Annotated in this window: 23 protein-coding genes; 19 read left to right on the top strand and 4 right to left on the bottom strand. The window is 69.5% G+C overall.

The genetic code is table 11. The annotated features are described in order from the left end of the window. Nucleotides 1-168 precede the first annotated feature (168 nt). A complete protein-coding gene (locus AB0M62_RS23430) occupies nucleotides 169-1,809 on the top strand; it encodes a lytic transglycosylase domain-containing protein (protein ID WP_366076232.1) in 1,641 nt (546 codons plus the stop codon). Nucleotides 1,810-1,925: 116 nt separating this feature from the next. Here AB0M62_RS23430 and AB0M62_RS23435 read toward each other — a convergent pair whose 3' ends face one another. Beyond that, nucleotides 1,926-2,129 carry a cold-shock protein gene (locus tag AB0M62_RS23435; RefSeq protein WP_030012116.1) on the bottom strand — a complete coding sequence of 68 codons (204 nt, stop codon included), beginning with the start codon at nucleotides 2,127-2,129 and terminating at the stop codon, nucleotides 1,926-1,928. Nucleotides 2,130-2,367: 238 nt separating this feature from the next. Here AB0M62_RS23435 and AB0M62_RS23440 point away from each other — a divergent pair, with 238 nt between their 5' ends. Next, nucleotides 2,368-3,243 (top strand): menaquinone biosynthesis protein, encoded by an 876-nt coding sequence (locus tag AB0M62_RS23440; RefSeq protein ID WP_366076233.1) that lies wholly within the window; start codon nucleotides 2,368-2,370, stop codon nucleotides 3,241-3,243. A 47-nt stretch (nucleotides 3,244-3,290) separates the two neighbouring features. On the opposite strand, the gene AB0M62_RS23445 is transcribed toward AB0M62_RS23440, so the two are convergent. Beyond that, entirely contained in the window at nucleotides 3,291-4,322 is a 1,032-nt protein-coding gene (locus AB0M62_RS23445; RefSeq protein ID WP_366076234.1) for an alpha/beta hydrolase-fold protein, read from the bottom strand. A 200-nt stretch (nucleotides 4,323-4,522) separates the two neighbouring features. Here AB0M62_RS23445 and AB0M62_RS23450 point away from each other — a divergent pair, with 200 nt between their 5' ends. The 5 genes from AB0M62_RS23450 to AB0M62_RS23470 all read left to right on the top strand — a co-directional run bounded on the left by AB0M62_RS23450 (nucleotide 4,523) and on the right by AB0M62_RS23470 (nucleotide 9,898). Beyond that, the gene (locus AB0M62_RS23450) at nucleotides 4,523-6,226 is read left to right on the top strand and encodes a serine/threonine-protein kinase (protein WP_366076235.1); all 1,704 of its coding nucleotides are present in this window, start codon (nucleotides 4,523-4,525) and stop codon (nucleotides 6,224-6,226) included. A 106-nt stretch (nucleotides 6,227-6,332) separates the two neighbouring features. Next, complete coding sequence (mqnC, locus tag AB0M62_RS23455) at nucleotides 6,333-7,532, top strand: cyclic dehypoxanthinyl futalosine synthase (RefSeq protein ID WP_366076236.1); 1,200 nt, start codon at nucleotides 6,333-6,335, stop codon at nucleotides 7,530-7,532. Between the two features lie 7 nt (nucleotides 7,533-7,539). After that, entirely contained in the window at nucleotides 7,540-8,187 is a 648-nt protein-coding gene (locus AB0M62_RS23460; RefSeq protein WP_366076237.1) for a hypothetical protein, read from the top strand. Nucleotides 8,188-8,279: 92 nt separating this feature from the next. Continuing rightward, nucleotides 8,280-8,978 carry a demethylmenaquinone methyltransferase gene (locus AB0M62_RS23465; protein WP_366076238.1) on the top strand — a complete coding sequence of 233 codons (699 nt, stop codon included), beginning with the start codon at nucleotides 8,280-8,282 and terminating at the stop codon, nucleotides 8,976-8,978. Between the two features lie 8 nt (nucleotides 8,979-8,986). Further along, the gene (locus tag AB0M62_RS23470; protein ID WP_366076239.1) at nucleotides 8,987-9,898 is read left to right on the top strand and encodes a glutaminase; all 912 of its coding nucleotides are present in this window, start codon (nucleotides 8,987-8,989) and stop codon (nucleotides 9,896-9,898) included. 65 nt (nucleotides 9,899-9,963) lie between these two features. Here AB0M62_RS23470 and AB0M62_RS23475 read toward each other — a convergent pair whose 3' ends face one another. Beyond that, the gene (locus tag AB0M62_RS23475; RefSeq protein WP_366076240.1) at nucleotides 9,964-10,470 is read right to left on the bottom strand and encodes a GNAT family N-acetyltransferase; all 507 of its coding nucleotides are present in this window, start codon (nucleotides 10,468-10,470) and stop codon (nucleotides 9,964-9,966) included. A gap of 98 nt (nucleotides 10,471-10,568) precedes the next feature. Between AB0M62_RS23475 and AB0M62_RS23480 the strand changes: the two genes are divergently transcribed. Further along, on the top strand, nucleotides 10,569-11,855 hold the full coding sequence (locus AB0M62_RS23480) for a geranylgeranyl reductase family protein (protein WP_366076241.1): 1,287 nt from the start codon (nucleotides 10,569-10,571) through the stop codon (nucleotides 11,853-11,855). Between the two features lie 124 nt (nucleotides 11,856-11,979). Here AB0M62_RS23480 and AB0M62_RS23485 read toward each other — a convergent pair whose 3' ends face one another. After that, complete coding sequence (locus tag AB0M62_RS23485; protein ID WP_366076242.1) at nucleotides 11,980-12,765, bottom strand: C40 family peptidase; 786 nt, start codon at nucleotides 12,763-12,765, stop codon at nucleotides 11,980-11,982. 689 nt (nucleotides 12,766-13,454) lie between these two features. Between AB0M62_RS23485 and AB0M62_RS23490 the strand changes: the two genes are divergently transcribed. Genes AB0M62_RS23490 through nuoK form a run of 11 tightly spaced genes read left to right on the top strand, consistent with a single transcriptional unit; the run spans nucleotide 13,455 to nucleotide 24,109 of the window. Beyond that, entirely contained in the window at nucleotides 13,455-13,814 is a 360-nt protein-coding gene (locus tag AB0M62_RS23490) for an NADH-quinone oxidoreductase subunit A (protein WP_007490928.1), read from the top strand. A gap of 12 nt (nucleotides 13,815-13,826) precedes the next feature. Beyond that, entirely contained in the window at nucleotides 13,827-14,381 is a 555-nt protein-coding gene (locus AB0M62_RS23495; RefSeq protein ID WP_366076243.1) for an NADH-quinone oxidoreductase subunit B family protein, read from the top strand. Next, entirely contained in the window at nucleotides 14,378-15,091 is a 714-nt protein-coding gene (locus AB0M62_RS23500; protein WP_366076244.1) for an NADH-quinone oxidoreductase subunit C, read from the top strand. The genes AB0M62_RS23495 and AB0M62_RS23500 overlap by 4 nt, the downstream gene beginning before the upstream one ends. Continuing rightward, a complete protein-coding gene (locus AB0M62_RS23505) occupies nucleotides 15,088-16,410 on the top strand; it encodes an NADH-quinone oxidoreductase subunit D (RefSeq protein ID WP_366076245.1) in 1,323 nt (440 codons plus the stop codon). The genes AB0M62_RS23500 and AB0M62_RS23505 overlap by 4 nt, the downstream gene beginning before the upstream one ends. Then, entirely contained in the window at nucleotides 16,407-17,150 is a 744-nt protein-coding gene (nuoE, locus tag AB0M62_RS23510) for an NADH-quinone oxidoreductase subunit NuoE (protein ID WP_366076246.1), read from the top strand. The genes AB0M62_RS23505 and nuoE overlap by 4 nt, the downstream gene beginning before the upstream one ends. After that, nucleotides 17,150-18,535: an NADH-quinone oxidoreductase subunit NuoF gene (gene nuoF, locus AB0M62_RS23515; protein ID WP_366076247.1), complete on the top strand. Its 1,386-nt coding sequence runs from the start codon at nucleotides 17,150-17,152 to the stop codon at nucleotides 18,533-18,535. The genes nuoE and nuoF overlap by 1 nt, the downstream gene beginning before the upstream one ends. After that, nucleotides 18,532-21,024 (top strand): NADH-quinone oxidoreductase subunit G, encoded by a 2,493-nt coding sequence (locus AB0M62_RS23520; RefSeq protein ID WP_366076248.1) that lies wholly within the window; start codon nucleotides 18,532-18,534, stop codon nucleotides 21,022-21,024. The genes nuoF and AB0M62_RS23520 overlap by 4 nt, the downstream gene beginning before the upstream one ends. After that, nucleotides 21,021-22,373, top strand: a complete 1,353-nt coding sequence (nuoH, locus tag AB0M62_RS23525) for an NADH-quinone oxidoreductase subunit NuoH (RefSeq protein WP_366076249.1) — start codon at nucleotides 21,021-21,023, stop codon at nucleotides 22,371-22,373. Before AB0M62_RS23520 ends, nuoH begins: the two co-directional genes overlap by 4 nt. Continuing rightward, nucleotides 22,348-22,983: an NADH-quinone oxidoreductase subunit NuoI gene (gene nuoI, locus AB0M62_RS23530; RefSeq protein ID WP_366076250.1), complete on the top strand. Its 636-nt coding sequence runs from the start codon at nucleotides 22,348-22,350 to the stop codon at nucleotides 22,981-22,983. Before nuoH ends, nuoI begins: the two co-directional genes overlap by 26 nt. After that, nucleotides 22,980-23,813, top strand: a complete 834-nt coding sequence (locus AB0M62_RS23535; RefSeq protein ID WP_366076251.1) for an NADH-quinone oxidoreductase subunit J — start codon at nucleotides 22,980-22,982, stop codon at nucleotides 23,811-23,813. Before nuoI ends, AB0M62_RS23535 begins: the two co-directional genes overlap by 4 nt. Beyond that, nucleotides 23,810-24,109 carry an NADH-quinone oxidoreductase subunit NuoK gene (gene nuoK, locus AB0M62_RS23540; protein ID WP_366076252.1) on the top strand — a complete coding sequence of 100 codons (300 nt, stop codon included), beginning with the start codon at nucleotides 23,810-23,812 and terminating at the stop codon, nucleotides 24,107-24,109. The genes AB0M62_RS23535 and nuoK overlap by 4 nt, the downstream gene beginning before the upstream one ends. Nucleotide 24,110: the final 1 nt, after the last annotated feature.

Consider the following 24,110-nt stretch of genomic DNA (forward strand, 5'->3'; position numbering starts at 1 on the left):
GAGACGCTGAAGCACCTTTCGTGAACAGGAGGTAGACAAAAGGGATTCAGTCCGGGCTTTCGGTAAAGGATGTGGGGGCTGGTGCAGACGGGGGCGGCGCGACCTGATAGACACAGAGGTCGTTCACGGCCCGATCGGCCAGCGCACGCCCAGGGGGACCACCGCACTGTGAAGCCTCTTCGCCGTCATCTCATCAACGTAACCCGTCAAGTGCTGTGCGCCGCCGCGCTCGCGGCCACCCTGACCACTGCCGCCGTCGTCAGCTCGCCGACGACCGCCGGAGCGGGGGAGTCGGAGCCCACGCCCGACAGCCCGCAGGCGCAGGACCGTGGCAACGCGCGACTGGAGTTGCCCGACCTGGTGGTCAACCCACCTGCTCCGCCGGGCAGCCCGGAGGGGGCCGCCGGCATACCCGGAACCGCCCTCGACGCGTACAAGCGGGCGGCGACCTCGGTGGCTGCCGCCCTGCCCGGTTGCCACCTGCCCTGGGAGCTGATCGCTGGCATCGGCCGGGTGGAGTCCGTACACGCCTCCGGCTACGGCCTGAAGGCGGACGGGTCCACCGAGAAGCCGATCCGCGGACCGCGTCTGGACGGCAAGCAGTTCGCGCTGATCAAGGACACGGACGACGGGCGCTGGGACGGCGACACCGAGTTCGACCGGGCGATCGGCCCGACCCAGTTCATCCCGTCGACGTGGGCGGACTGGGAGATGGACGGCAACGGCGACGGCAAGCGCGATCCGAACAACATCTACGACGCCGCGCTCGGCACGGGCATGTACCTGTGCGCCGGTGACCGTGACCTGGCCAAGGCCGAGGACCTGGACAAGGCGGTACTCAGCTACAACCGCTCCCGGGAGTACGTGAACACGGTTCTCTCCTGGATGCGTACGTACCAGCAGGACGGCGCCGCCGAGGTACCCAACCCGCCGGCCGTGGTCAATCCGGTACCGGAGACGCCGGTCACTCCGGTCGTCCCGACTCCGCCGAAGACGCCCTCCACCCCGCCGACGACGCCGCCCACGAAGCCCACTCCGCCGGGCAAGCCGGCGAACCCGGGCAAGCCCACGCCTCCGGCCCCCACGGTGAACAAGCTGGAGCGGGTCGGCAGTTCCTCTCTGACCGCAGTAGCGGGTGCCGACTTCGCGACCCGCCCTCAGGTCAGGGCAGGCAAGAGCGACGGCAAGCCGGCCGCCGGGGAAGGCGTGCTGTTCGAGATCGTCGGCGACACCGATGCCCGCTTCCCCTCGGGCCGGAAGACCGCCGTGGTCAACACCGCCGCCGACGGGCGTGCCACCGCCCCCGTGATCTCGGCCGGCGAGCGGCCGGGCACCTTCGCCGTACGGGCCACGGTCCCGGCCCGCGGTCTGCCCGCCATCGGCTTCAGCGCCACCGTCAGGCCCGCGCCCGCCCCTGTGGCAGACGCGCTGGCCCGGACGAGTGATCAGCCGCTGGAGACCGTCGCGGGTGACAGCTTCGCCGAACCGGTCGGCATCCTGGCGACCGCCAAGGGCAAGGCGGTCGCGGGCACGGTGCTCACCGCGAGCATGGTCACCAAGGACGAGAAGGGCGAGTGGGTCCCGGCCGAGGCGGGCCCGTTCTTCAAGGACAAGGACGGCAAGCCGGTCCGCACGCTCACGCTCCCGGCGACCGGCGCGGACGGCAGGGCCGTGCTTCCGGAGATCTTCACGGACGAGAAGCCGGGCACCTACACGCTCCGCCTGACCACGCCCGAGGGCGTCACCCTGGACGTCACCCTGACGGTCAAGGAAAAGCCGGCGGACCCCGCCCCGTCGCCCCAGCCGTAGCGGCGAGGCGGGCCGGCCGAGACGGGCAAAGGCAGGAGCCCTGCTCCCCACCGAGGTGGGGAGCAGGGCTCCTTGGGTACTGCTAACTCCGACCGCGATCCGGTCGGCCCGGGCAACTAGGCCGGGGTGACGTTCTCAGCCTGCGGGCCCTTCGGACCCTGCGTGACGTCGAAGTTCACGGTCTGGTTCTCCTCGAGGGAGCGGAAGCCAGACGCGTTGATCGCGGAGTAGTGGACGAAGACATCCGGGCCGCCGCCGTCCTGGGCGATGAAGCCGAAGCCCTTTTCAGCGTTGAACCACTTCACGGTTCCGGTAGCCATAAGCCCTCCTTGGGCCAAAGGGTTGCCCTGCTCCAGAACCTGCTAAGAAGTCTGAAAACTACAAAAGCCTGCGGGTCACATGCTCCGCAGGCTCTGTACTGCAAGGGAAACCAAACTGCAACTTGCGATGAGCCTAGCACGCAGAGTCGGCTGAGGGGTAGAGGGAAAGGATCACTTCACCCGGACGTTTGGCACCCCTCTGACGTGCTGACGGAGATGCCGGGGCTAGCCTCGCGATGTGGACACCGAAGCAGACACAGCAACCGACGGCCACCGTCGCGGCCGGCCGCGTGTCGGTCACATCCAGTTCCTGAATTGCCTGCCCCTCTACTGGGGGCTCGCCAGGACCGGGACACTCCTCGATCTCGAGCTGACGAAGGACACCCCCGAGAAGCTCAGCGAGCGCCTGGTGGCGGGCGACCTGGACATCTCGCCCATCACCCTGGTCGAGTTCCTGCGGCACGCCGACCAGCTCGTCGCCTTCCCCGACCTCGCGGTCGGCTGCGACGGACCCGTCATGTCCTGCGTGATCGTCTCCCAGGTGCCGCTGAGCCGGCTCGACGGGGCGCGGGTCGCGCTCGGTTCGACGTCACGTACGTCGGTACGGCTCGCGCAGCTGCTCCTCGCCGAGCAGTACGGGGTCGAGCCCGACTACTACACCTGCCCCCCCGACCTCGGGGTGATGATGCAGGAGGCCGAAGCGGCCGTGCTGATCGGGGACGCGGCACTGCGCGCCTCCCTGCACGACGCGCCCCGGCTGGGCCTGGAGGTGCACGATCTGGGGCTGATGTGGAAGGAGTGGACCGGGCTGCCCTTCGTGTTCGCCGTCTGGGCGGCGCGCAAGGACTACCTGGCCCGCGAGCCCCTCGTCGTGGAGAAGGTGCACGAGGCGTTCCTGGCCTCCCGCGACCTGTCCCTCGAGGAGGTCGCCAAGGTCGCCGAACAGGCGGCACGCTGGGAGGCCTTCGACGCGGATCTGCTGAAGCGCTACTTCACGACGCTGGACTTCCGGTTCGGGCCGGACCAGTTGGCGGGCGTACGCGAATTCGCCCGCCGGACCGGGCCCACGACCGGCTTCCCGGCCAATGTGAACGTCGAGCTGCTCGGCGGCTGAGGCCAGGGACCGGCCCCTTCCCGGACCGGATCATCCGGACCGGACGGTCACTCGGAGCGGATCGGCGCCTGCATGTGGTCGCTGATCCACCTGATCGATCCGTCCCCCATGCCCGTCACGTACGTCTTGGCATTGTGCGAGCCGTTCTGGATGAGCTGGAGGCGGGTCTTCACCGGGCCCTTGCCGTAGTTCCTGATGAAATTCTTCAGTCCGGCCACGCCGGACTCCCTGGTGCCGGCCTGGAACGCCAGATACACGTCCGGGGCTCCAGGCTTCGCCGCCAGCGCCTGAGCGAGCTTCTCCGGGTTGTTGGCCTGCCGCTCCTCCTCGTGGCCGCTCCACAGCGGTGAGTCCGGCACGATGTCCGGGCCCGAGGCGATCACGGCCTTGAACTGCTCAGGCTTCTTCAACACGGACTTCAGGCCGACGAAGCCACCGGACGAGGAGCCCATGAACGCCCAGCCGTCCCGGGACTTGAAGGTGCGGAAGTTCGCCTTGACGAAGTCGGGCACGTCCTCCGTCATCCAGGTGCCCATCTTCGGCTGCCCGGGTATGTCGCTGCCGTCGTAGTAGTGGTCGGCGTCCGGGTTGAGCACGGGCATCACCACGATGAAGGGGAGGCTCCCGCCCTCCCGCGACCACTTGCTGATGCTGCTCTGCAGCTTGAGGTCGGTCCCCATCCAGTAGTTGTTCGGGTAGCCGTTGCCGCCGGGCAGGGCGATCAGTACCGGGAAGCCGCTCTGCGCGTACTTCGGGTCGAAGTACTGCTTGGGGGCCCACACCCACACCTTGCCCGTGAAGCCCGACTTCCTGCCGTGCAGAGTGGTCACACCGATCTCTGTGCCGTCGTCGACGGAGTTCTGCCTGGTGAAGTCCGCCTTGGGGCCGGTGGGCATCAGCGTCTTCCGTTCGGCCTCCGAGAGCTGGTTCTTCCCGTTCTCCCCGGAGGGCGTGGCGGCAGGGGGCGGCGCGCTCGGGCCGTCGAAGCTGACCGGTGCGCCCTCGTCGGAGCAGCCCGTGATCAGGGCGACCGGGGCGAGGGCGGCGACGGCTGTGAAGGCGGCGGGCAGGCGTTTCATGGCATGGCTCCGGAGGCGCTGGGTCGCGGACGAGCGGGGTGAATTTCGACCGGAGAGAGGGGCGATGGGGCGTTTTGGTTCGCTCGGAGCCGCCCCCGATCCGGGTGATCCCCGACACCCGGGGGCATAGGCTGATCGGAAATCTCAGGGGGCCGCGGGGACCGCGGGGCACCTCGGGGTCCGAGGGGGAGGTCGACGCCATGCAGCCGCTCGAAGCCGGCGAACCGCAGACCATCGGCGCCTACCGGCTGCTCGGCCGGCTCGGCGCGGGTGGCATGGGCCGGGTCTATCTGGGGCGCAGCGCCGGCGGCCGAACCGTCGCCGTCAAGGTCGTGCACCCGCACTTCGCCTCGGACGAAGAGTTCCGGGCCCGCTTCCGCCGCGAGGTCGAGGCCGCCCGGCAGGTCGGCGGGGACTGGACAGCTCCCGTCCTCGACGCAGACCCGGACGCGTCCGTGCCGTGGGTGGCCACCGGCTATGTGGCGGGCCCGGCGCTGGGGCAGGCGATCGGGGAGTACGGTCCGCTGCCCGAGCATTCGGTACGGACGCTGGGCGCCGGGCTCGCGGAGGCGCTGGCAGCCGTGCACGAGCTGGGACTCGTACACCGCGACGTGAAGCCGTCGAATGTGCTGCTCACCCTCGACGGGCCCCGGCTCATCGACTTCGGCATCGCGCGGGCCACGGACGGCACCGCATCGCTGACCTCCACCGGCGTCTCGATCGGCTCGCCCGGCTACATGTCTCCCGAGCAGATCCTCGGCAAGGGGGTCACCGGCGCAGCCGACGTCTTCTCACTCGGGGCCGTGCTCGCGTACGCGGCGTCCGGCACTCCGCCCTTCCCCGGCGACAACTCCGCGACCCTCCTCTACAAGGTCGTCCACGAAAATCCGGAGCTCGGCGACGGCCTGCGCGGCGAGCTGCGCGGGCTGGTCGCCGACTGCCTGGCCAAGGCGCCGGGCACCCGGCCCGGCCCGCGCGAGATCGCCGAGCGCCTCGCGCCGGGTGGCGGCGCGGCCGCGCTGGTCGCGGGGGGCTGGCTGCCGGGCCCGATGGTCGAGCAGGTGAGCCGGGCCGCGGTGCGGCTGCTCGACCTGGAGCCGCAGACCTCGGCGCCGGGCGCGTCCGGACCGGTGCCGTTCAGCAGCCCGTCCTTCAACACCCCGTCCTCCAGCAGCCCGTCGGTCGGCGGCCCCCCGGTCGTCCCGCCGTCGGTCGGTGCCTTCGGGCCGCCCGACCCGTCGTACGGCGCGGGCCTGCCTCGGCCGCGCGACCCGCAGGACGCCTCGCCCGGCCGGCTCGCCGTCTCGGTCACCGCGAACTCGGTGCCGGTCGGCGACGGGGAGCGGCGCGGCCGGAAGGTGAGCTGCACGGTGGCCCTGGCGGTGGCGGCGGCGCTGGCGGCTGTGACGGTGGGCGGGGTGTTCGTGCTGGACCTGCTTCCTGGGCGCGGCGAGGACGGCAAGGACACGGCGGGGAAGCAGCCACCCGCGGCCTCGTCCCCGCCGCCCGCGGACGCGGAGAGTCCGCCGGCGGGGTCCCGGAGCACGGTCCCGGGCGCGCTGGTCGGTACCTGGAAGGGCTCCGTCACCCTGAACGCCGGGGTGGGCACGCCGTTCGAGATCACCATCAGGAAGGGCAAGGTCGGCGAAGTGGTCGGCCGGGACAGGTCGGTCATCGACCTGCTGGGTACGAAGACCGACTGCAGCGGCGATTGGAAGCTGGTGTCGGCCACCGACCGGTCCCTCGTCCTCGACACCAGCGGTGGCACCAATCCGGCGCCCGGCATCTGCTCCAACGGCTCGGCGAACGAGCGGTTCACGCTCAACGCGGGCGGCAGCCTGCACTACAAGTCGGGGGACAAGCTGGCGGGCAATCCGGAGGGAGACCTTAACCGGGTGCCGTGAGAGCGACCGGCCCGCAGGCAGACCGGCCCGCAGAGCCTGCGATGTGCTGGCGTACGCTGGATCGGTCCGCAGAAACACTGATCCACCGCCGAAAGGTGACGCCCCGGTGACCGAGAAGGCCGACCTGCAGTCTGTCCTCGACCGTGCTGCCGAGGGTGGCCGGATCACCCCGGAAGAGGCGCTCGACCTCTACCGCTCGGCCCCGCTGCACGCGCTCGGCGCCGCCGCCGACGCGGTGCGCCGTCGTCGGTACGCGGGCACCGAGCACATCGCGACGTACATCATCGAGCGGAACATCAACTACACCAACGTGTGTGTGACCGCCTGCAAGTTCTGCGCGTTCTACGCCCCGCCGAAGGACACGGAGAAGGGCTGGACCCGCGACCTCGACGACATCCTGCGCCGCTGCGCGGAGACCGTCGAGCTGGGCGGAACCCAGATCATGTTCCAGGGCGGCCACCACCCGGACTACGGCGTCGAGTACTACGAGAAGCACTTCTCGGCCATCAAGAAGGCCTACCCCCAGCTGGTCATCCACTCCCTCGGCGCGTCCGAGGTCGAGCACATGGCCCGGATCTCGTCGGTGTCGGTGGAGGAAGCCATCTCCCGCATCCACGCGGCCGGCCTCGACTCCTTCGCGGGCGCCGGCGCCGAGCTGCTGCCGGCCCGGCCGCGCAAGGCGATCGCCCCGCTCAAGGAGTCCGGTGAGCGCTGGCTGGAGATCATGGAGATCGCGCACCGGATGGGGGTCGAGTCCACCTCGACCATGCTCATGGGTACGGGTGAGACGAACGCCGAGCGCATCGAGCACCTGCGCATGATCCGCGACGTACAGGACCGGACGGGCGGCTTCCGGGCCTTCATCCCGTACACCTACCAGCCGGAGAACAACCACTTGAAGGGCCGCACGCAGGCCACGCTCTTCGAGTACCTGCGCATCATCGCGGTCGCGCGCCTCTTCCTCGACAACGTCGCCCACATCCAGGGTTCCTGGCTGACCACGGGCAAGGAGGTCGGCCAGCTGTCGCTGCACTACGGCGCGGACGACCTCGGCTCGATCATGCTCGAGGAGAACGTGGTGTCGTCGGCGGGCGCGAAGCACCGGTCGAACCGGCTGGAAATCATCGACCTGATCCGCAAGGCGGGCAGGGTCCCGGCCCAGCGCGCGACGACGTACGAGCACCTGCTCGTGCACGACGACCCGGCGAACGACCCGGTCGACGAGCGCGTCGCCTCGCACATCTCGTCCACGGCGATCGACGGCGGCACGGCCCATCCCGAGCTGAAGCTCATCGCCTCGAACTGAGGCCACCTTGCTGACGATGCATGCCGCGCCGCTGGTACTGCCGGTCGGCGCGGCGCCGGTGCCGGTCGGCGCGGTCGTCGTCGACGGCGACCGGATCGCGGCCATCGGCCCGTACGAGGAGCTGGCGGCGGCGTATCCGCAGGCCCGTGTCCGGCGCTGGCCCGGCGTGCTCACGCCCGGACTCCGCCAGTGGCACGGCACCTGGCTGCTGAAGCGCTGCTACCACCCCGACCCGCGGGAGGCCGACGAGCTCGGCGAACTGCCGCTGTCCGGGGAGGCGTTGGAGCGGCTGGAGCTGGACGACGCCCGCTGGGCCGGCAGTGTGCGGCGCGGACTGCAGCGGATGCTGCGGCACGGCACCACGGCGCTGGCCGTCAAGCGGGACGACCCCCTCCTGCGGACCGCGGTAGCCCGCTCCGGGCTGACCGTCGTCCCGCAGCTCGGTGGGCCCGGCATCCTCCTCGACGGCCCGAACCTCGACCCTTTCGTCGAGGGGTATGACCTGGCGGGCTCCGTACACACCCCGCTCGCCGTGGGCGGTCGCGCCGACCTCGCCGCGTTCGACGTGCCGGACGAGGCCGCGCTGCAGGCCGCCGGTGCCACGAGTTGCGTCGCCACCGTCCTCGGCGGCCGGCTCGTCCACCGTTCACGCTGATGTCGCCGCCCCGGTGCCACCCCGGCGGCCGGCCGTGGCGCCGACACGACCCTGAGAACCGTGTCCGGCGGTCCGCAGGACACAATGGCGGCGTGACCCGCGCATCCCTGAACAAGCAGCCGCACGAAGTCGCCTCGATGTTCGACGACGTGGCGGCGAACTACGACCTCACCAACGACGTGCTCTCGCTCGGCCAGGACCGGCTGTGGCGCAGGGAGGTCGCCAAGGCGGTGGACGCCCGGCCGGGGCAGAACGTCCTCGACCTCGCGGCCGGCACGGCAACCTCCTCGCTGCCGTTCGCCGCCACCGGTGCGTACGTCGTTCCGTGCGACTTCTCGCTCGGCATGTTGCGGGAGGGCAAGAAGCGCCATCCGCATCTGCCGCTCACCGCCGGCGACGCGACGAGACTCCCCTTCCGCGACGGCGTGTTCGACAAGGTGACGATCTCGTTCGGCCTGCGCAACGTGCAGGACACCGGCGCGGGGCTGCGCGAGCTGTACCGGGTCACCAAGCCCGGCGGCCAGGTGGTGATCTGCGAGTTTTCGCACCCGACGTGGGCGCCGTTCCGCACGGTCTACACGGAATACCTGATGCGGGCCCTGCCGCCGGTCGCGAGGGCCGTCTCCAGCAACCCCGACGCATACGTCTACCTCGCCGAGTCCATCCGCGCCTGGCCCGACCAGCCCGCGCTGGGGGCCCTGCTCAGGCAGGCCGGCTGGACCAAGGTGGCGTGGCGCAACCTGAGCGGCGGAATCGTCGCTCTGCACCGCGGCACCAAGCCCGTGGACTGAGTCCTGACGTGGACTACCAGGCCGTCCTGGAGCGGGTCGCCGAGGATGTCGCGCCGCGGATCGGCGGCGGCCGCCCCGCTGAGTACATTCCGGCTCTCGCCTCCGTGGATCCGCACCGCTTCGGCATGGCTCTCGCCGATGTGGACGGCACGGTGTACGGAGTGGGGGACTGGCAGCGCCCCTTCTCCGCCCAGTCCATCACCAAGGTCTTCACACTGGCGCTCGCACTGGCGCAGGGCGGCGACAGCCTCTGGCGGCAGGTCGGCCGGGAGCCGTCCGGCAACCCCTTCAACTCCCTGGTGCAACTGGAGTACGAGAACGGGATCCCCCGCAACCCGTTCATCAACGCGGGCGCGCTCGTCGTCACGGACCGCCTGCAGACGCTGACCGGCGACGCGAGCAGCGAACTCCTGGAGTTCCTGCGCGAGGAGAGCGGGAACCCGGAACTCGCCTTCGATCCGGAGGTCGCCGAGTCGGAGGCCGCGCACGGCGACCGCAATGCCGCCCTGGCCCACTTCATGGCCTCGTACGGCAACATCACCAACCCGGTCCCCACCCTTCTCGACCACTACTTCTGGCAGTGCTCGATCGAGATGAGCTGCGCCGATCTCGCGCTTGCGGCCCGCTTCCTGGCCCGCCACGGACTCCGCGCCGACGGCAGCCGGCTGCTGACCCGCAGCGAGGCCAAGCAGATCAACGCGGTGATGCTCACCTGCGGTACGTATGACGCGGCCGGGGAGTTCGCCCACCGCGTCGGGCTGCCGGGCAAGAGCGGGGTCGGCGGCGGGATCGTGGCGGTCGTGCCGGGGCGCTGCACGCTGTGCGTGTGGAGCCCCGGCCTGGACGCGAGGGGGAACTCGGTGGCCGGTGTGGCGGCCCTGGACAGTTTCACCACGCTCACCGGGCTTTCGGTGTTCTGACGGGCGCCTGCGGTTCCGTACGGGCGCCTGCGGTTCCGTACGGACGCTGAAGCCCCGCCCGGAAGCTAAAGCTCCGCCCGGAAGCGGTAGCACTTCTTCTTGGACACCGGCGTGTACAGCGTCTCGGCCAACTCCATACCGAGCCGCCGGGTGACCGCGATGGAGCGCTCGTTGGCGGCATCGACCATCGCCACCACCTCCTTCAGCCCGGCCGCCCGTACCCGCTCCAGCGTGGCTTCCGCGGCGGCGGTCGCGTACCCCTGCCCCCAGTAGGCGCGGCCCAGCCGCCAGCCGATCTCGATCTCGCCCGCCGGGCCCCACGCGTGCGGCCAGGGCTGGGCGCCGGTGAAGCCCATGACCGAGCCGCCCTCGTCGAGCATGGTCCACAGGCAGAAGCCGTGTGCGGCGTCGTGCATCCGCTGGCGGGCGGTCAGCTCCTCGTACACCGAGAGTTCGGCGGATTTGCCGCCGTGGAACTCCATCACCTCCGGGTCGTCGAAGACCCGGTGCCACGCGAACGCGTCTTCCTCGGTGGGCACGCGGAGCTGGACGACGGGGAGCGGCTTGGTCATGGAGGCAGCCCTTCAGGAGACCGGTGAGTGCTGCTGCATAGACTGCACATGTCCTGTGCCGTTCGGCACGCAATATCGAGTCTTCGGGAGATCCCGCCGTGACCGAGCCCCTCTCCGAACACACCGCAGATGTGATCGTCGTCGGGGCTGGGCCCGCCGGCTCCACGACCGCGTACTACCTGGCCAAGGCCGGGCTCGACGTCCTCCTGCTGGAGAAGACCGCCTTCCCGCGCGAGAAGGTGTGCGGTGACGGCCTCACGCCGCGCGCCACCAAGCAGCTCGTCGCCATGGGCATCGACATCTCGGAAGAGGCCGGCTGGCTGCGCAACAAGGGCCTGCGGATCATCGGCGGCGGTGTCCGGCTGCAACTGGACTGGCCGGACCTCGCCAGCTACCCGGACTACGGACTGGTGCGCAAGCGCGACGACTTCGACGAGCAGCTGGCCCGCCAGGCGCAGAAGGCGGGCGCACGGCTGTACGAGCGCTGCAACGTGGGCGCGCCGGTCGTCGACGACCGGACGGGCCGGATCACGGGCGTCCACGCCAAGATGGGCGAGGAGAAGATCCCGGTCACCTTCCACGCACCGCTGGTGGTCGCCGCCGACGGCAACTCCACCCGGCTGTCGCTTGCCATGGGCCTGCACCGCCGTGAGGACCGCCCGATGGGCGTGGCCGTACGGACGTACTTCACCAGCCCCCGCCACGACGACGACTACCTGGAGTCGTGGCTCGAGCTGTGGGACCGGCGCGGACCGGGCGAGGACCGGCTGCTGCCGGGCTACGGCTGGATCTTCGGCATGGGCGACGGCACGTCCAACGTCGGCCTGGGTGTCCTGAACACCTCCGGCTCCTTCAAGGAGCTGGACTGGCGCGAGGTGCTCAAGGCGTGGTGCGCCTCGATGCCGGAGGACTGGGGCTACACCCCGGACAACATGACGATGCCGATCCGCGGCGCCGCGCTCCCGATGGCCTTCAACCGCCAGCCGCACTACACCAAGGGGCTGCTGCTGGTCGGGGACGCGGGCGGCCTGGTCAACCCGTTCAACGGCGAGGGCATCGCGTACGCCATGGAGTCCGGTCAGATCGCGGCGGACGTCATCGTGCAGGCGCACGCCCGGCAGACCCCGGCACAGCGCGAACTGGCGCTGCACGCCTACCCGAAGATCCTCAAGGACACCTACGGCGGCTACTACACGCTGGGCCGTGCCTTCGTGAAGCTCATCGGCAACCCGAAGGTCATGAAGATCGCGACCCAGCGCGGCCTGACCCACCCCCTGCTGATGAAGTTCACGCTGAAGATGCTGGCGAACCTCACCGACCCGACGGGCGGCGACGCGATGGACCGCATCATCAACGGGCTGAGCAAGGTGGCCCCGAAAGCCTGAGGCCGCTTGGCGGCCTCAGGGGCCCCCGACGGCCGGGCACGACGAAAGGGCCGCAGCTCCACCCCCGAGCGGGGGAGCTGCGGCCCTTTCGTCGTCGCGTGGCCTGCGTGGGCGGTCTGACGTGTCAGAGAACGCGGACCGCGCCGGTCGCCGGGTAGCCCGACAGGTCCTGGATCACTACGCCCTTGCCTGGGTTAGCGGCGTCGAGGTACTTGCCGTCGCCGATGTAGACACCGGTGTGGTAGGCGGAACCGGCGCTGCCCCAGTAGAGGATGTCGCCGACCTGGAGGTTGGAGGTGCCCACCTGGGTGCCGGCCAGCGACTGGTCCTGCGAGACGCGGGGGAGGTCCACGCCGACCTGCCGGAAGGCGGCCTGGACGAGGCTGGAGCAGTCCCACGAGTTCGGGCCGGTGGCGCCCATGACGTACGCGTCGCCGAGCTGCGCCTTGAGGAAGGCGACGACGGTCGCGGCCGAGCCGCTCCCGTTCGAGGAGCTGGAGAGCGTGCTGAGCGTCGTACGGCCGGAGGAACGCGAGGCGCGCTCCTCGGCCTTGGCCTTCGCGGCCTCCTCAGCCTTGGCCTTGGCCTCGGCCTTGCGCTCCGCCTCGTCCTTGGACTTCTTGGCGGCCGCCTCGGCGGTGGTGCGGGCGCTGTCCTCCTGGGCCTGCAGCTCGTAGCCGAGCGCGGCCTGCTGGGTGGCGTCCGCGGACTTGGCGACGGCGGAGGACAGCCCGGAGGTCAGGGTGGGCATCTCGATGGTCTCGGTCACCGGCTCGGCATTCGCCGGCCCGGCCGCACCGGCCACCGCGATGGTGCTGAGGACGCCACCGGCAACTCCGGCTCGGAGCGCGAGTTTCGACGCGCTGCGGCGGGGCTTCCGGTGGCTGGGTATGTGAGCGGTGTGGGACATGAGGACAACCGCTATCAGGGGTTCGCGGTTCCCTTCAAGAAACGTGGGTTGCGCCACAGTTGCTCTCCGAAGCCGCGAATCGGGCGCTCTGCGGGCCTTATTGACGCCGTAACGGACGAATCGGACTGGCCGCGGCAGGGCTGTGATCACGGGTTATCGGCAGTACGCCCGAATTGCCTGGCGCTTACCATCCGTTCACACCGTTGGCCAAGCCCGCTTTTATCGGAGCGAAACAGGTGTGGTGGAGGTCACAGAATAATCACGGCGGGGCCGGCCTCTCGGCTTCGTGGAGAGGTGTGCGCGTCCACTTCCGTCCCGGCGGCTCCCTCTACCGTGCGACCCGCTCCTTTATCACCCGATTCTGTCCATTGCCAATTTGCTCGGGCGGGTCGGCGCTTGGTAGGCCGCACGCCTGCGACCAGGGGTAACGCGCACGGATGTCACAACTGGTAATCAGATGAGTGCTTCACGTATGAAGATCACCGCTCATCCAGCTTCATGATCGTTCGAGTGGTGGTGGAGATCACAAAGTCGTTGTGGGACCCCGTGTCGCAGATCACAGACCGACGGGCATAGGATGCGCAGCAGTCCGGCTTGTGAACTGCCTCACATGAGCACGATCTTCCTGAGGCGGGGCGCGCGTCCGGCAGCGGTCCAACGGTCAAGGACGACTGGAAGGAGCGAGGAGCGTGAATGCTTACGCACCCATCCTCGTGCTCGGCGCCCTCGGGGCAGGGTTTGCGATCTTTTCCGTGGTCATGGCCACGCTTATCGGCCCAAAGAGGTACAACCGGGCGAAGCTTGAGGCATACGAGTGCGGTATCGAACCCACTCCCACGCCGGCCGGAGGCGGTCGCTTCCCGATCAAGTACTACCTGACGGCGATGCTCTTCATCATTTTCGACATCGAGATCGTCTTCCTCTATCCCTGGGCCGTCACCTTCGACGCCCTGGGGCTTTTCGGGCTCGTGGAGATGTTGCTCTTCGTGCTCACCGTCTTCGTTGCCTACGCGTACGTATGGCGGCGCGGCGGCCTGGAATGGGACTGAGGGGCCTTACCAATGGGACTCGAAGAGAAGCTGCCGAGCGGCTTTCTGCTGACCACCGTCGAGCAGGCCGCGGGCTGGGTGCGTAAATCCTCCGTCTTCCCCGCGACCTTCGGCCTCGCCTGTTGTGCCATCGAGATGATGACCACCGGCGCCGGCCGCTATGACCTGGCCCGCTTCGGCATGGAGGTCTTCCGGGGCTCTCCGCGCCAGGCGGACCTGATGATCGTGGCCGGGCGGGTCAGCCAGAAGATGGCGCCGGTCCTGCGGCAGGTCTACGACCAGATGCCCGCCCCCAAGTGGGTTATCTCCATGGGGGTTTGTGCGTCATCGGGTGGGATGTTCAACAATTACGCCATTGTGCAGGGTGTTGATCACATTGTTCCTGTCGATATCTATTTGCCCGGATGCCCGCCCCGCCCCGAGATGCTGATGGACGCCATCCTCAAGCTCCATCACAAGATCCAGAACACCAAGCTCGGGGTGAACCAGGAAGAAGCCGCTCGCGAGGCGGAAGAAGCGGCCCTGAAGGCGCTCCCCACCATTGAGATGAAGGGGCTGCTGCGGTGAGTGACGAGCAGCGGAACGGAAACAACGTTCCTGCCCAGCGGGACGACACCGGTGAGGTCATCGGCGTACGCAGGGGCATGTTCGGTGCCGCGGGCGGCGGCGACACCTCCGGCTACGGCGGACTCGTCCGGACCGTGACCCTGCCCGGGGCCTCGCCGAGGCCCTACGGCGGGTGGTTCGACGAGGTCGCCGACGAGCTCGAGGGCGCCCTCGAAGAGCAGGGACTCGTCCCGGGGAACACCATCGAGAAGACCGTGGTCGACCGCGGCGAGCTGACCTTCCACATCGCGCGCGAGCACCTGCTCCAGGTGGCGCGGACCCTGCGCGACGACCCGGCCCTGCGCTTCGAGCTCTGTACGGGCGTCTCCGGGGTCCACTACCTGGAGGACAAGGGACGCGAACTGCACGCGGTCTACCACCTGCGCTCGGTCACCCACGGGCGGCTGATCCGGCTGGAGGCCACCGCGCCCGACGCGGACCCGCACATCCCGTCCCTGGTCGAGGTCTACCCGACCAACGACTGGCACGAGCGCGAGGCGTACGACTTCTTCGGCATCGTCTTCGACGGGCACCCGGCCCTCACCCGGATCATGATGCCGGACGACTGGCAGGGCTTCCCGCAGCGCAAGGACTATCCGCTCGGCGGCATCCCCGTCGAGTACAAGGGCGCCCAGATCCCGGCTCCGGACCAGCGGAGGTCGTACTCGTGACCACTCCCCACGCAACGCCAAGGGCCACCACCGAAGGCACCGTCTACACCGTCACCGGCGGCGACTGGGACGAGATCGTCCAGTCCGCGGCCAAGGCCGACGACGAGCGCATCGTCGTCAACATGGGACCGCAGCACCCGTCCACGCACGGCGTTCTCCGGCTCATCCTGGAGATCGACGGCGAGACGGTCACCGAAGCCCGCTGCGGCATCGGCTACCTGCACACCGGCATCGAGAAGAACCTCGAGTACCGGAACTGGGTGCAGGGCACGACGTTCGTTACGCGCATGGACTACCTGACGCCGTTCTTCAACGAGACGGCGTACTGCCTCGGCGTCGAGAAGCTGCTCGGTATCGAGGACCAGATCCCCGACCGGGCGACGATCATCCGGGTCCTGCTGATGGAGCTCAACCGGCTCTCGTCGCACCTGGTGTGCATCGCGACCGGCGGTATGGAACTGGGCGCCACGACGATCATGATCTACGGCTTCCGGGATCGAGAACTCATTCTCGACATCTACGAACTCATCACCGGCCTCCGGATGAACCACGCTTTCATCCGGCCCGGCGGACTCGCCCAGGACCTGCCGCCGGGCGCGGTCGACCAGATGCGCGAGTTCGTCAAGACCATGAAGAAGAACCTGCCGGAGTACGACAAGCTCGCCACCGGCAACCCGATCTTCAAGGCGCGTATGCAGGACGTCGGCTATCTCGACCTGGCCGGCTGCATGGCGCTCGGCGCCACCGGACCGATCCTGCGCTCGGCGGGCCTGCCGCACGACCTGCGCAAGACCGACCCCTACTGCGGATACGAGACGTACGACTTCGACGTCCCGACCGCCGAAACCTGCGACTCCTACGGCCGCTTCCTGATCCGTCTCGAGGAGATGCGGCAGTCGCTGCGGATCGTCGAGCAGTGCCTGGACCGGCTGGAGCCCGGACCGGTGATGGTCGCCGACAAGAAGATCGCCTGGCCGGCGCAGCTCGCGCTCGGCCCGGACGGGCTCGGCAACTCGCTCGACCACATCAAGAAGATCATGGGCACCTCCATGGAGGCTCTGATCCACCACTTCAAGCTGGTGACCGAGGGCTTCCGGGTGCCGGCCGGGCAGGCGTACACCGCCGTCGAGTCGCCCAAGGGCGAACTGGGCGTCCATGTCGTCTCCGACGGCGGCACGCGCCCCTACCGGGTCCACTTCCGGGACCCGTCCTTCACCAATCTGCAGGCCATGGCGGCGATGTGCGAGGGCGGCCAGGTCGCCGACGTCATCGTCGCCGTCGCGTCCATCGACCCCGTGATGGGAGGCGTCGACCGGTGACAGCCACACCAGCAAATCAAGAGGTGAGTCTGGGGATGCCGCAGCTCCCCGCTCCCGACTACCCGGCCGACGTACGCGGCAGGCTCGAAGCGGACGCGAAGGAGGTGATCGCCCGCTACCCCGACAGCCGGTCCGCCCTGCTGCCGCTCCTGCATCTCGTGCAGGCGGAGGAGGGGTACGTCACCCGCACCGGCGTCCGTTTCTGCGCCGAGGTACTGGGCCTGACCACCGCCGAGGTCACCGCCGTCTCCACCTTCTACTCGATGTACCGCCGCAAGCCGTCGGGCGACTACCAGGTGGGGGTCTGCACCAACACCCTGTGCGCGGTGATGGGCGGCGACGCCATCTTCGACGAGCTGAAGGACCACTTGGGCGTCGGCAACAGCGAGACCACCGACGACGGCAAGGTCACGCTGGAGCACATCGAGTGCAACGCGGCCTGCGACTTCGCCCCCGTGGTGATGGTCAACTGGGAGTTCTTCGACAACCAGACCGTCGAGTCCGCGAAGCAGCTCGTCGACGACCTGCGGGCAGGACGGCAGGTCTCCCCCACTCGCGGGGCGCCCCTGTGCACATACAAGGAGACCGCCCGCATCCTGGCCGGCTTCCCCGACGAGCGCCCCGGCGCCGTCGAGGCGTCCGGCGGCGCGGGCCCCGCCTCACTGGCGGGCCTGCGGCTCGCCAAGGGCGAGGCGCTGCCGCGTGTGGTGCACCCGCGCGACGCCGAGGAGGGGGAGTGATGACCATGTCCACCGAATACGGGGGCGCCTCCCAGCCGGAGGCCGGCGGGGAGACGAGCCCCGAGAAGCTGCTCGCACCCGTCCTGTCGGCGTTCTGGGACGTGGCGGACAGCTGGACGCTGGAGACGTACAAGCGTCACGACGGATACGAAGGCCTCAAGAAGGCCCTCGCGATGTCACCGGACGACCTGATCGCGTACGTCAAGGACTCCGGTCTGCGCGGACGCGGCGGCGCGGGCTTCCCCACCGGAATGAAGTGGCAGTTCATTCCGCAGGGCGACGGAAAGCCGCACTACCTCGTCGTCAACGCCGACGAGTCGGAACCGGGCACCTGCAAGGACATTCCGCTCCTCTTCGCCAATCCGCACTCCCTTATCGAGGGAATCGTGATCGCCTGCTACGCGATCCGCTCGCAGCACGCGTTCATCTATCTGCGCGGCGAGGTCGTGCCGGTGCTGCGCAGGCTGCACGAAGCGGTCCGCGAGGCGTACGCGGCCGGCTACCTCGGCACGGACATCCTGGGCAGCGGTCTCGACCTGGAACTCACCGTCCACGCGGGCGCCGGCGCGTACATCTGCGGTGAGGAGACCGCGCTGCTGGACTCGCTCGAAGGCCGCCGCGGCCAGCCCCGGCTGCGTCCCCCCTTCCCCGCGGTCGCGGGTCTGTACGCGTGCCCCACTGTGGTGAACAACGTGGAGTCCATCGCGTCCGTTCCCGCGATCATCAGCCGGGGCAAGGAGTGGTTCAAGTCGATGGGCAGCGAGAAGTCCCCGGGCTTCACGCTGTACTCGCTGAGCGGCCATGTCGCCAACCCCGGCCAGTACGAGGCCCCGCTCGGCATCACCCTGCGCCAGCTGCTCGACATGAGCGGCGGCATGCGCCCGGGCCACCGGCTGAAGTTCTGGACCCCGGGCGGCTCCTCGACTCCCATGTTCACCGACGAGCACCTCGACGTACCGCTGGACTACGAGGGCGTGGGCGCCGCCGGGTCGATGCTCGGCACCAAGGCGCTGCAGTGCTTCGACGAGACCACGTGCGTCGTACGGGCCGTGACCCGGTGGACCGAGTTCTACGCCCACGAGTCCTGCGGCAAGTGCACACCCTGCCGTGAGGGCACGTACTGGCTGGTCCAGTTGCTCCGCGAGATCGAGGCCGGCAACGGCCAAATGTCGGACCTCGACAAGCTGAACGACATCGCCGACAACATCAACGGCAAGTCCTTCTGCGCCCTGGGCGACGGCGCCGCCTCGCCGATCTTCTCCTCGCTGAAGTACTTCCGCGAGGAGTACGAGCAGCACATCACCGGCCGTGGCTGCCCCTTCGACCCCGCGAAATCGACCCTCTGGGCCGACGACAAGAACTCTCACCAGGGGGTGAACGCATGACCGTCACCACCAACGCCCCCTCCGGCGGTGGCGAGGCGGCAGTCCCGCCCGAGGACCTGGTCTCGCTGACGATCGACGGCATCGAGATCAGCGTCCCCAAGGGCACTCTGGTCATCCGCGCCGCCGAGCTGCTCGGCATCGAGATCCCGCGCTTCTGCGACCACCCGCTCCTCGACCCGGCCGGCGCCTGTCGGCAGTGCATCGTCGAGGTCGAGGGCCAGCGCAAGCCGATGGCCTCGTGCACCATCACCTGCACCGACGGCATGGTCGTGAAGTCCCAGCTCACCTCGCCGGTGGCCGAGAAGGCCCAGCGCGGTGTGATGGAGCTGCTGCTCATCAACCACCCGCTGGACTGCCCGGTCTGCGACAAGGGCGGCGAGTGCCCCCTGCAGAACCAGGCCATGTCGCACGGCGGCGCCGAGTCCCGCTTCGAGGGCAGGAAGCGGACGTTCGAGAAGCCCGTGCCCATCTCCACGCAGGTGCTGCTCGACCGCGAGCGGTGCGTCCTGTGCGCCCGCTGCACCCGGTTCTCCAACCAGGTCGCGGGTGACCCGATGATCGAGCTGCTCGAGCGCGGGGCGCTCCAGCAGGTCGGCACCGGCGAGGGCGACCCCTTCCAGTCGTACTTCTCCGGGAACACCATTCAGATCTGCCCGGTAGGAGCGCTGACGTCGGCGGCCTACCGGTTCCGCTCCCGGCCCTTCGACCTCGTGTCGTCGCCGAGCGTCTGCGAGCACTGCTCAGGCGGTTGCGCCACCCGCACCGACCACCGGCGCGGCAAGGTCATGCGGCGGCTCGCGGCCGACGATCCCGAGGTCAACGAGGAGTGGATCTGCGACAAGGGCCGCTTCGCGTTCCGTTACGCGCAGCGTCCCGACCGGCTCACCAGCCCGCTCGTACGCAACGCGGACGGTGTGCTGGAAGCGGCGAGCTGGCCCGAGGCGCTGGAGGCGGCCGCCCGCGGCCTCTCCGCCGCACGGGGCCGGGCCGGTGTGCTGGCCGGCGGCCGGCTCACCGTCGAGGACGCCTACGCGTACGCGAAGTTCGCGCGGGTGGCCCTGGACACCAACGACATCGACTTCCGGGCCCGCGTGCACAGCAGCGAGGAGGCCGACTTCCTGGCCTCCCGCGTCGCCGGACGCGGACGGGACCTCGACAGCACGGGTGTCACGTACACCTCCCTGGAGAAGGCCCCGGCCGTCCTGCTCGCCGGGTTCGAGTCGGAGGAGGAGGCGCCCGGCGTCTTCCTCAGGCTGCGCAAGGCTTACCGCAAGTACGGGCAGCGGACGTTCTCGCTGGCCACGCATGTCACGCGCGGTCTGCAGAAGGCGGGCGGGACGCTGCTCCCGGCGGCCCCCGGCACCGAGACCGAGTGGCTGGACGCACTCTCGGCCGGCACCGCGCAGGACGAGCGCGCACAGCAGGCCGCGGAGGCGCTGCGCGCCCCCGGGTCGGTCATCGTGGTCGGCGAGCGGCTGGCCGCCGTCCCGGGCGCGCTGACCGCCGCCGTACGGGCCGCCGGCGCGACCGGCGCCGCTCTGGTGTGGATCCCGCGCCGGGCGGGCGAGCGGGGGGCGGTGGAGGCGGGCGCGATCCCGTCACTGCTGCCCGGAGGCCGGCCGGCCACCGACCCGCGGGCCCGCGAGGAGGTCGCCGCCGTCTGGCGGGTGGCCGAACTCCCGCACCGCTACGGCCGCGACACCGGCCAGATCCTGGAGGCCGCGGCCACCGGCGAATTGGGCGCCCTGCTCGTCGCGGGCGTCGAGGTCGCGGACCTGCCGGACCCGGAGCGGGCGCGCGGGGCTCTTGACGCGGTCGGGTTCCTGGTGTCCCTGGAACTGCGGCCGAGCGAGGTCACCGAGCGGGCGGACGTGGTCCTCCCGGTCGCCGCGGTCGCCGAGAAGGCGGGCGCGTTCCTCAACTGGGAAGGCAGGCTGAGGCCGTTCGAGGCCGCGCTCAAGCCCGACCAGATGACGCGCCGGCTGGCCCCGTCGGACGCACGGGTGCTGCACATGCTCGCCGACGCGCTCGACGTGCCGTTCGCGCTGCCGGACGTGCGGGCCGTACACGCCGAACTGGACCGCCTCGGCGCCTGGACCGGCGAGCACGCGGGCGATCCGGCCGAGTCGGCGCGCCCGCTGCCCCGCCCGGCGAAGGGCGAGGCCCTCCTCGCGGGCCACCGGCTCCTCCTCGACCAGGGCCGTCTTCAGGACGGCGACGAGGCGCTGGCCGGCACCCGCCACGCGGCCGTGGCCCGGCTCTCCGCCGCCACCGCGGCCGGGACGGGCGTCAAGGACGGCGACCTGCTGGCGGTGACCGGCCCCTCGGGCACGGTTCAACTGCCCCTCCAGGTCACCCCCATGCCGGACGGCGTGGTGTGGCTGCCGCTCAACTCCGCCGGCCGCGGCGTCGCCACCGACACCGGCGCCCATCCGGGCGATCTGGTCCGCATCGGCGGCGCCGTGAACGCACCGGAGGTGTCGGCATGACGTACTTCGCCGCTGAAGACCTCAGCATGTTCGGCCGGGACCCCTGGTGGCTCGTCGCCGTCAAGGCCGTCTTCTGCTTCGCCTTCCTGATGATCACCGTGCTCTTCTCCATCGTCTGGGAACGCAAGGTGGTCGCCTGGATGCAGCTGCGCATCGGGCCGAACCGGCACGGTCCCTGGGGCATGCTCCAGTCGCTCGCCGACGGCATCAAGCTGATGCTCAAGGAAGACGTGATCGTCAAGCGGGCGGACAAGGTCGTCTACGTCCTCGCGCCGATCGTCGCCGCGATCCCGGCCTTCATGGCGATCGCCGTGATCCCGTTCGGTCCGGCGGGCAACGAGGTCTCGATCTTCGGCCAGCGGACGACGATGCAGCTCACCGACCTGCCGATCGCCATGCTCTACATCCTCGCGGTCGCCTCCGTCGGCATCTACGGCATCGTCCTCGCCGGCTGGTCGTCCGGATCGACGTACCCGCTGCTCGGCGGCCTGCGCTCGTGCGCCCAGATGATCTCGTACGAGATCGCGATGGGCGCGGCCTTCGCCTCCGTCTTCCTCTACTCCGGGTCGATGTCGACGTCGGCGATCGTCGAGGCGCAGGCGGACCGCTGGTTCATCATCCTGCTGCCGGTCTCCTTCATCATCTACGTCGTCACGATGGTGGGCGAGACCAACCGTGCCCCCTTCGACATGCCGGAGTCCGAAGGCGACCTGGTCGGCGGCTTCAACACCGAGTACTCGTCGATCAAGTTCGCGATGTTCATGCTGGCCGAGTACGTCAACATGGTCACCGTCTCGGCCGTCTCGGTCACCCTCTTCCTGGGCGGCTGGCGGGCCCCGTACCCGATCAGCACCTTCTGGGAGGGCGCGAACCACGGCTGGTGGCCGATGCTCTGGTTCGTCATCAAGGTCCAGCTGCTGCTGTTCTTCTTCATCTGGCTGCGCGGCACGCTGCCACGCGTCCGCTACGACCAGCTCATGAAGCTCGGCTGGAAGGTCCTGATCCCGGTCTCGGTGGTCTGGCTGATGCTGGTCGCGACCGTGCGGGCGCTGCGCAACGAGAACTACGACTTCCAGCAGATCGTGCTGTACGTCGGAGGCGCGGTCGTCGCGGTCCTGCTCCTCTCCTTCGTGGCGGACATCTTCCGCGACAAGAGGGAGAAGGAAGCGGCCCCCGTCGAGGACGAGGCGCCCTTCGACCCCATGGCGGGCGGCTACCCCGTACCGCCGAAGCCCGGCCAGACACTGCCGCCCGTACCCCGCCGCAAGTCCCGGCAGGAGCAACGGCCGGCGGCGGTGGGCGCGAGTACGGCCGAGACACCCAATGGCGAGGAGGCCGACGGTGCCTGACTTCCAGAATCCTGTCGCCGGTTTCGGCGTGACCTTCAAGGCCATGTTCAAGAAGCGGCTGACCGAGCAGTACCCGGAGCAGCAGAAGATCACGGCGCCGCGCTTCCACGGGCGGCACCAGCTCAACCGGCATCCGGACGGGCTGGAGAAGTGCATCGGATGCGAGCTGTGCGCCTGGGCCTGCCCCGCAGACGCGATCTACGTGGAGGGCGCGGACAACACCGAGGAGGAGCGCTACTCCCCGGGTGAGCGGTACGGCCGCGTCTACCAGATCAACTACGCCCGCTGCATCCTGTGCGGGCTGTGCATCGAGGCGTGCCCCACCCGGGCGCTGACGATGACCAACGAGTTCGAACTGGCCGACAGCAGCCGCGAAGCCCTCATCTACACCAAGGAGCAGCTGCTCTCGGGGCTCGACGAGGGCATGGTCGAGACACCGCACTCGATCTTCCCCGGCACTGACGAGCAGGACTATTACCGGGGCCTGGTGACGGAGGCCGCGCCCGGCACGGTCCGCCAGGTGGCCGCGTCGAAGGGCGAGACGCCGCAGGAGGGCGCTTCGGACTTCGGCGAGAACGAGCCGGCGTCGGAGAAGGTGATCGGACGATGAGCGCCTTCGCCGCCGCGGCATCCACCACCTCCACGGGTGAGGCCGTCCAGTTCTGGGTGCTGGGCACGATCGCCGTGATTGGCGCGCTGGGCACCATCCTGATGAAGAAGGCCGTGCACAGTGCGCTGAGTCTCGCCGGGACCATGATCATCCTGGCAGTCTTCTACCTCGCCAACGGCGCGTACTTCCTGGGCGTCGTCCAGATCATCGTCTACACCGGCGCGATCATGATGCTCTTCCTGTTCGTCGTGATGCTGGTCGGTGTGACGGCGGCGGACTCCCTGAAGGAGACGCTCAAGGGCCAGCGCTGGCTGGCCGCCGCCTGCGGACTCGGCTTCGGCATCCTGCTGATCGCCGGCCTCGGCAACGCGTCGCTGACGACCTTCAACGGGCTCGGCCGGGTCAACTCCGCAGGAAACGTCGAGGGCCTGGCCGCCCTCATCTTCACCAAGTACGTCTTCGCCTTCGAGATCACCGGCGCGCTGCTGATCACCGCGGCCGTCGGCGCGATGGTGCTGACCCACCGTGAGCGCACCGAGCGCGCCGCGACCCAGCGCGAGCTGTCGGAGCGGCGCGTACGGACCGGCAAGCAGCTCCCGCCGCTGCCCGCGCCCGGCGTTTACGCCCGGCACAACGCGGTGGACATCGCCGGTCTGCTCCCGGACGGCACCCCGTCCGAGCTCACCGTCAACAAGACGCTGCGCGCCCGGGGCCAGATCCGCGACGTGTCGATCGAGGCGATCGCCGATCTCAAGGCGCTGGAGCAGAAGTCGGCGGACCGGCTCGGCCGTGACCGTGACGGTGACCGCGAAGAGGAGGTCAGCAAGTGAACCCGGTCAACTACCTCTATCTCGCCGCGCTGCTGTTCACCATCGGCGCTGCCGGGGTGCTGATCAGGCGGAACGCGATCGTCGTCTTCATGTGCATCGAGTTGATGCTGAACGCCTGCAACCTCGCGCTCGTCGCCTTCTCCCGGATGCACGGCAACCTCGACGGCCAGATCATCGCGTTCTTCACGATGGTCGTCGCCGCCGCGGAGGTCGTGGTCGGTCTGGCGATCATCGTGTCGCTCTTCCGTACCCGCCACTCGGCCTCGGTCGACGACGCCAGCCTGATGAAGCTGTAAG

It is taken from the genome of Streptomyces sp. NPDC051219 (genome assembly GCF_040682335.1).
GTDB lineage: Bacteria > Actinomycetota > Actinomycetes > Streptomycetales > Streptomycetaceae > Streptomyces.

Excerpts from the sequence above, each read along its gene's own strand:
- AB0M62_RS23485 (WP_366076242.1), bottom strand. The coding sequence starts at position 12,765 with ATGTCCCACACCGCTCACATACCCAGCCACCGGAAGCCCCGCCGCAGC.
- AB0M62_RS23535 (WP_366076251.1), top strand. The coding sequence starts at position 22,980 with ATGAGCGCCTTCGCCGCCGCGGCATCCACCACCTCCACGGGTGAGGCC.
- nuoI (WP_366076250.1), top strand. The coding sequence starts at position 22,348 with ATGGCGAGGAGGCCGACGGTGCCTGACTTCCAGAATCCTGTCGCCGGT.
- AB0M62_RS23475 (WP_366076240.1), bottom strand. The coding sequence starts at position 10,470 with ATGACCAAGCCGCTCCCCGTCGTCCAGCTCCGCGTGCCCACCGAGGAA.
- AB0M62_RS23520 (WP_366076248.1), top strand. The coding sequence starts at position 18,532 with ATGACCGTCACCACCAACGCCCCCTCCGGCGGTGGCGAGGCGGCAGTC.
- AB0M62_RS23450 (WP_366076235.1), top strand. The coding sequence starts at position 4,523 with ATGCAGCCGCTCGAAGCCGGCGAACCGCAGACCATCGGCGCCTACCGG.
- nuoF (WP_366076247.1), top strand. The coding sequence starts at position 17,150 with ATGACCATGTCCACCGAATACGGGGGCGCCTCCCAGCCGGAGGCCGGC.
- nuoH (WP_366076249.1), top strand. The coding sequence starts at position 21,021 with ATGACGTACTTCGCCGCTGAAGACCTCAGCATGTTCGGCCGGGACCCC.
- AB0M62_RS23445 (WP_366076234.1), bottom strand. The coding sequence starts at position 4,322 with ATGAAACGCCTGCCCGCCGCCTTCACAGCCGTCGCCGCCCTCGCCCCG.
- AB0M62_RS23435 (WP_030012116.1), bottom strand. The coding sequence starts at position 2,129 with ATGGCTACCGGAACCGTGAAGTGGTTCAACGCTGAAAAGGGCTTCGGC.
- AB0M62_RS23495 (WP_366076243.1), top strand. The coding sequence starts at position 13,827 with ATGGGACTCGAAGAGAAGCTGCCGAGCGGCTTTCTGCTGACCACCGTC.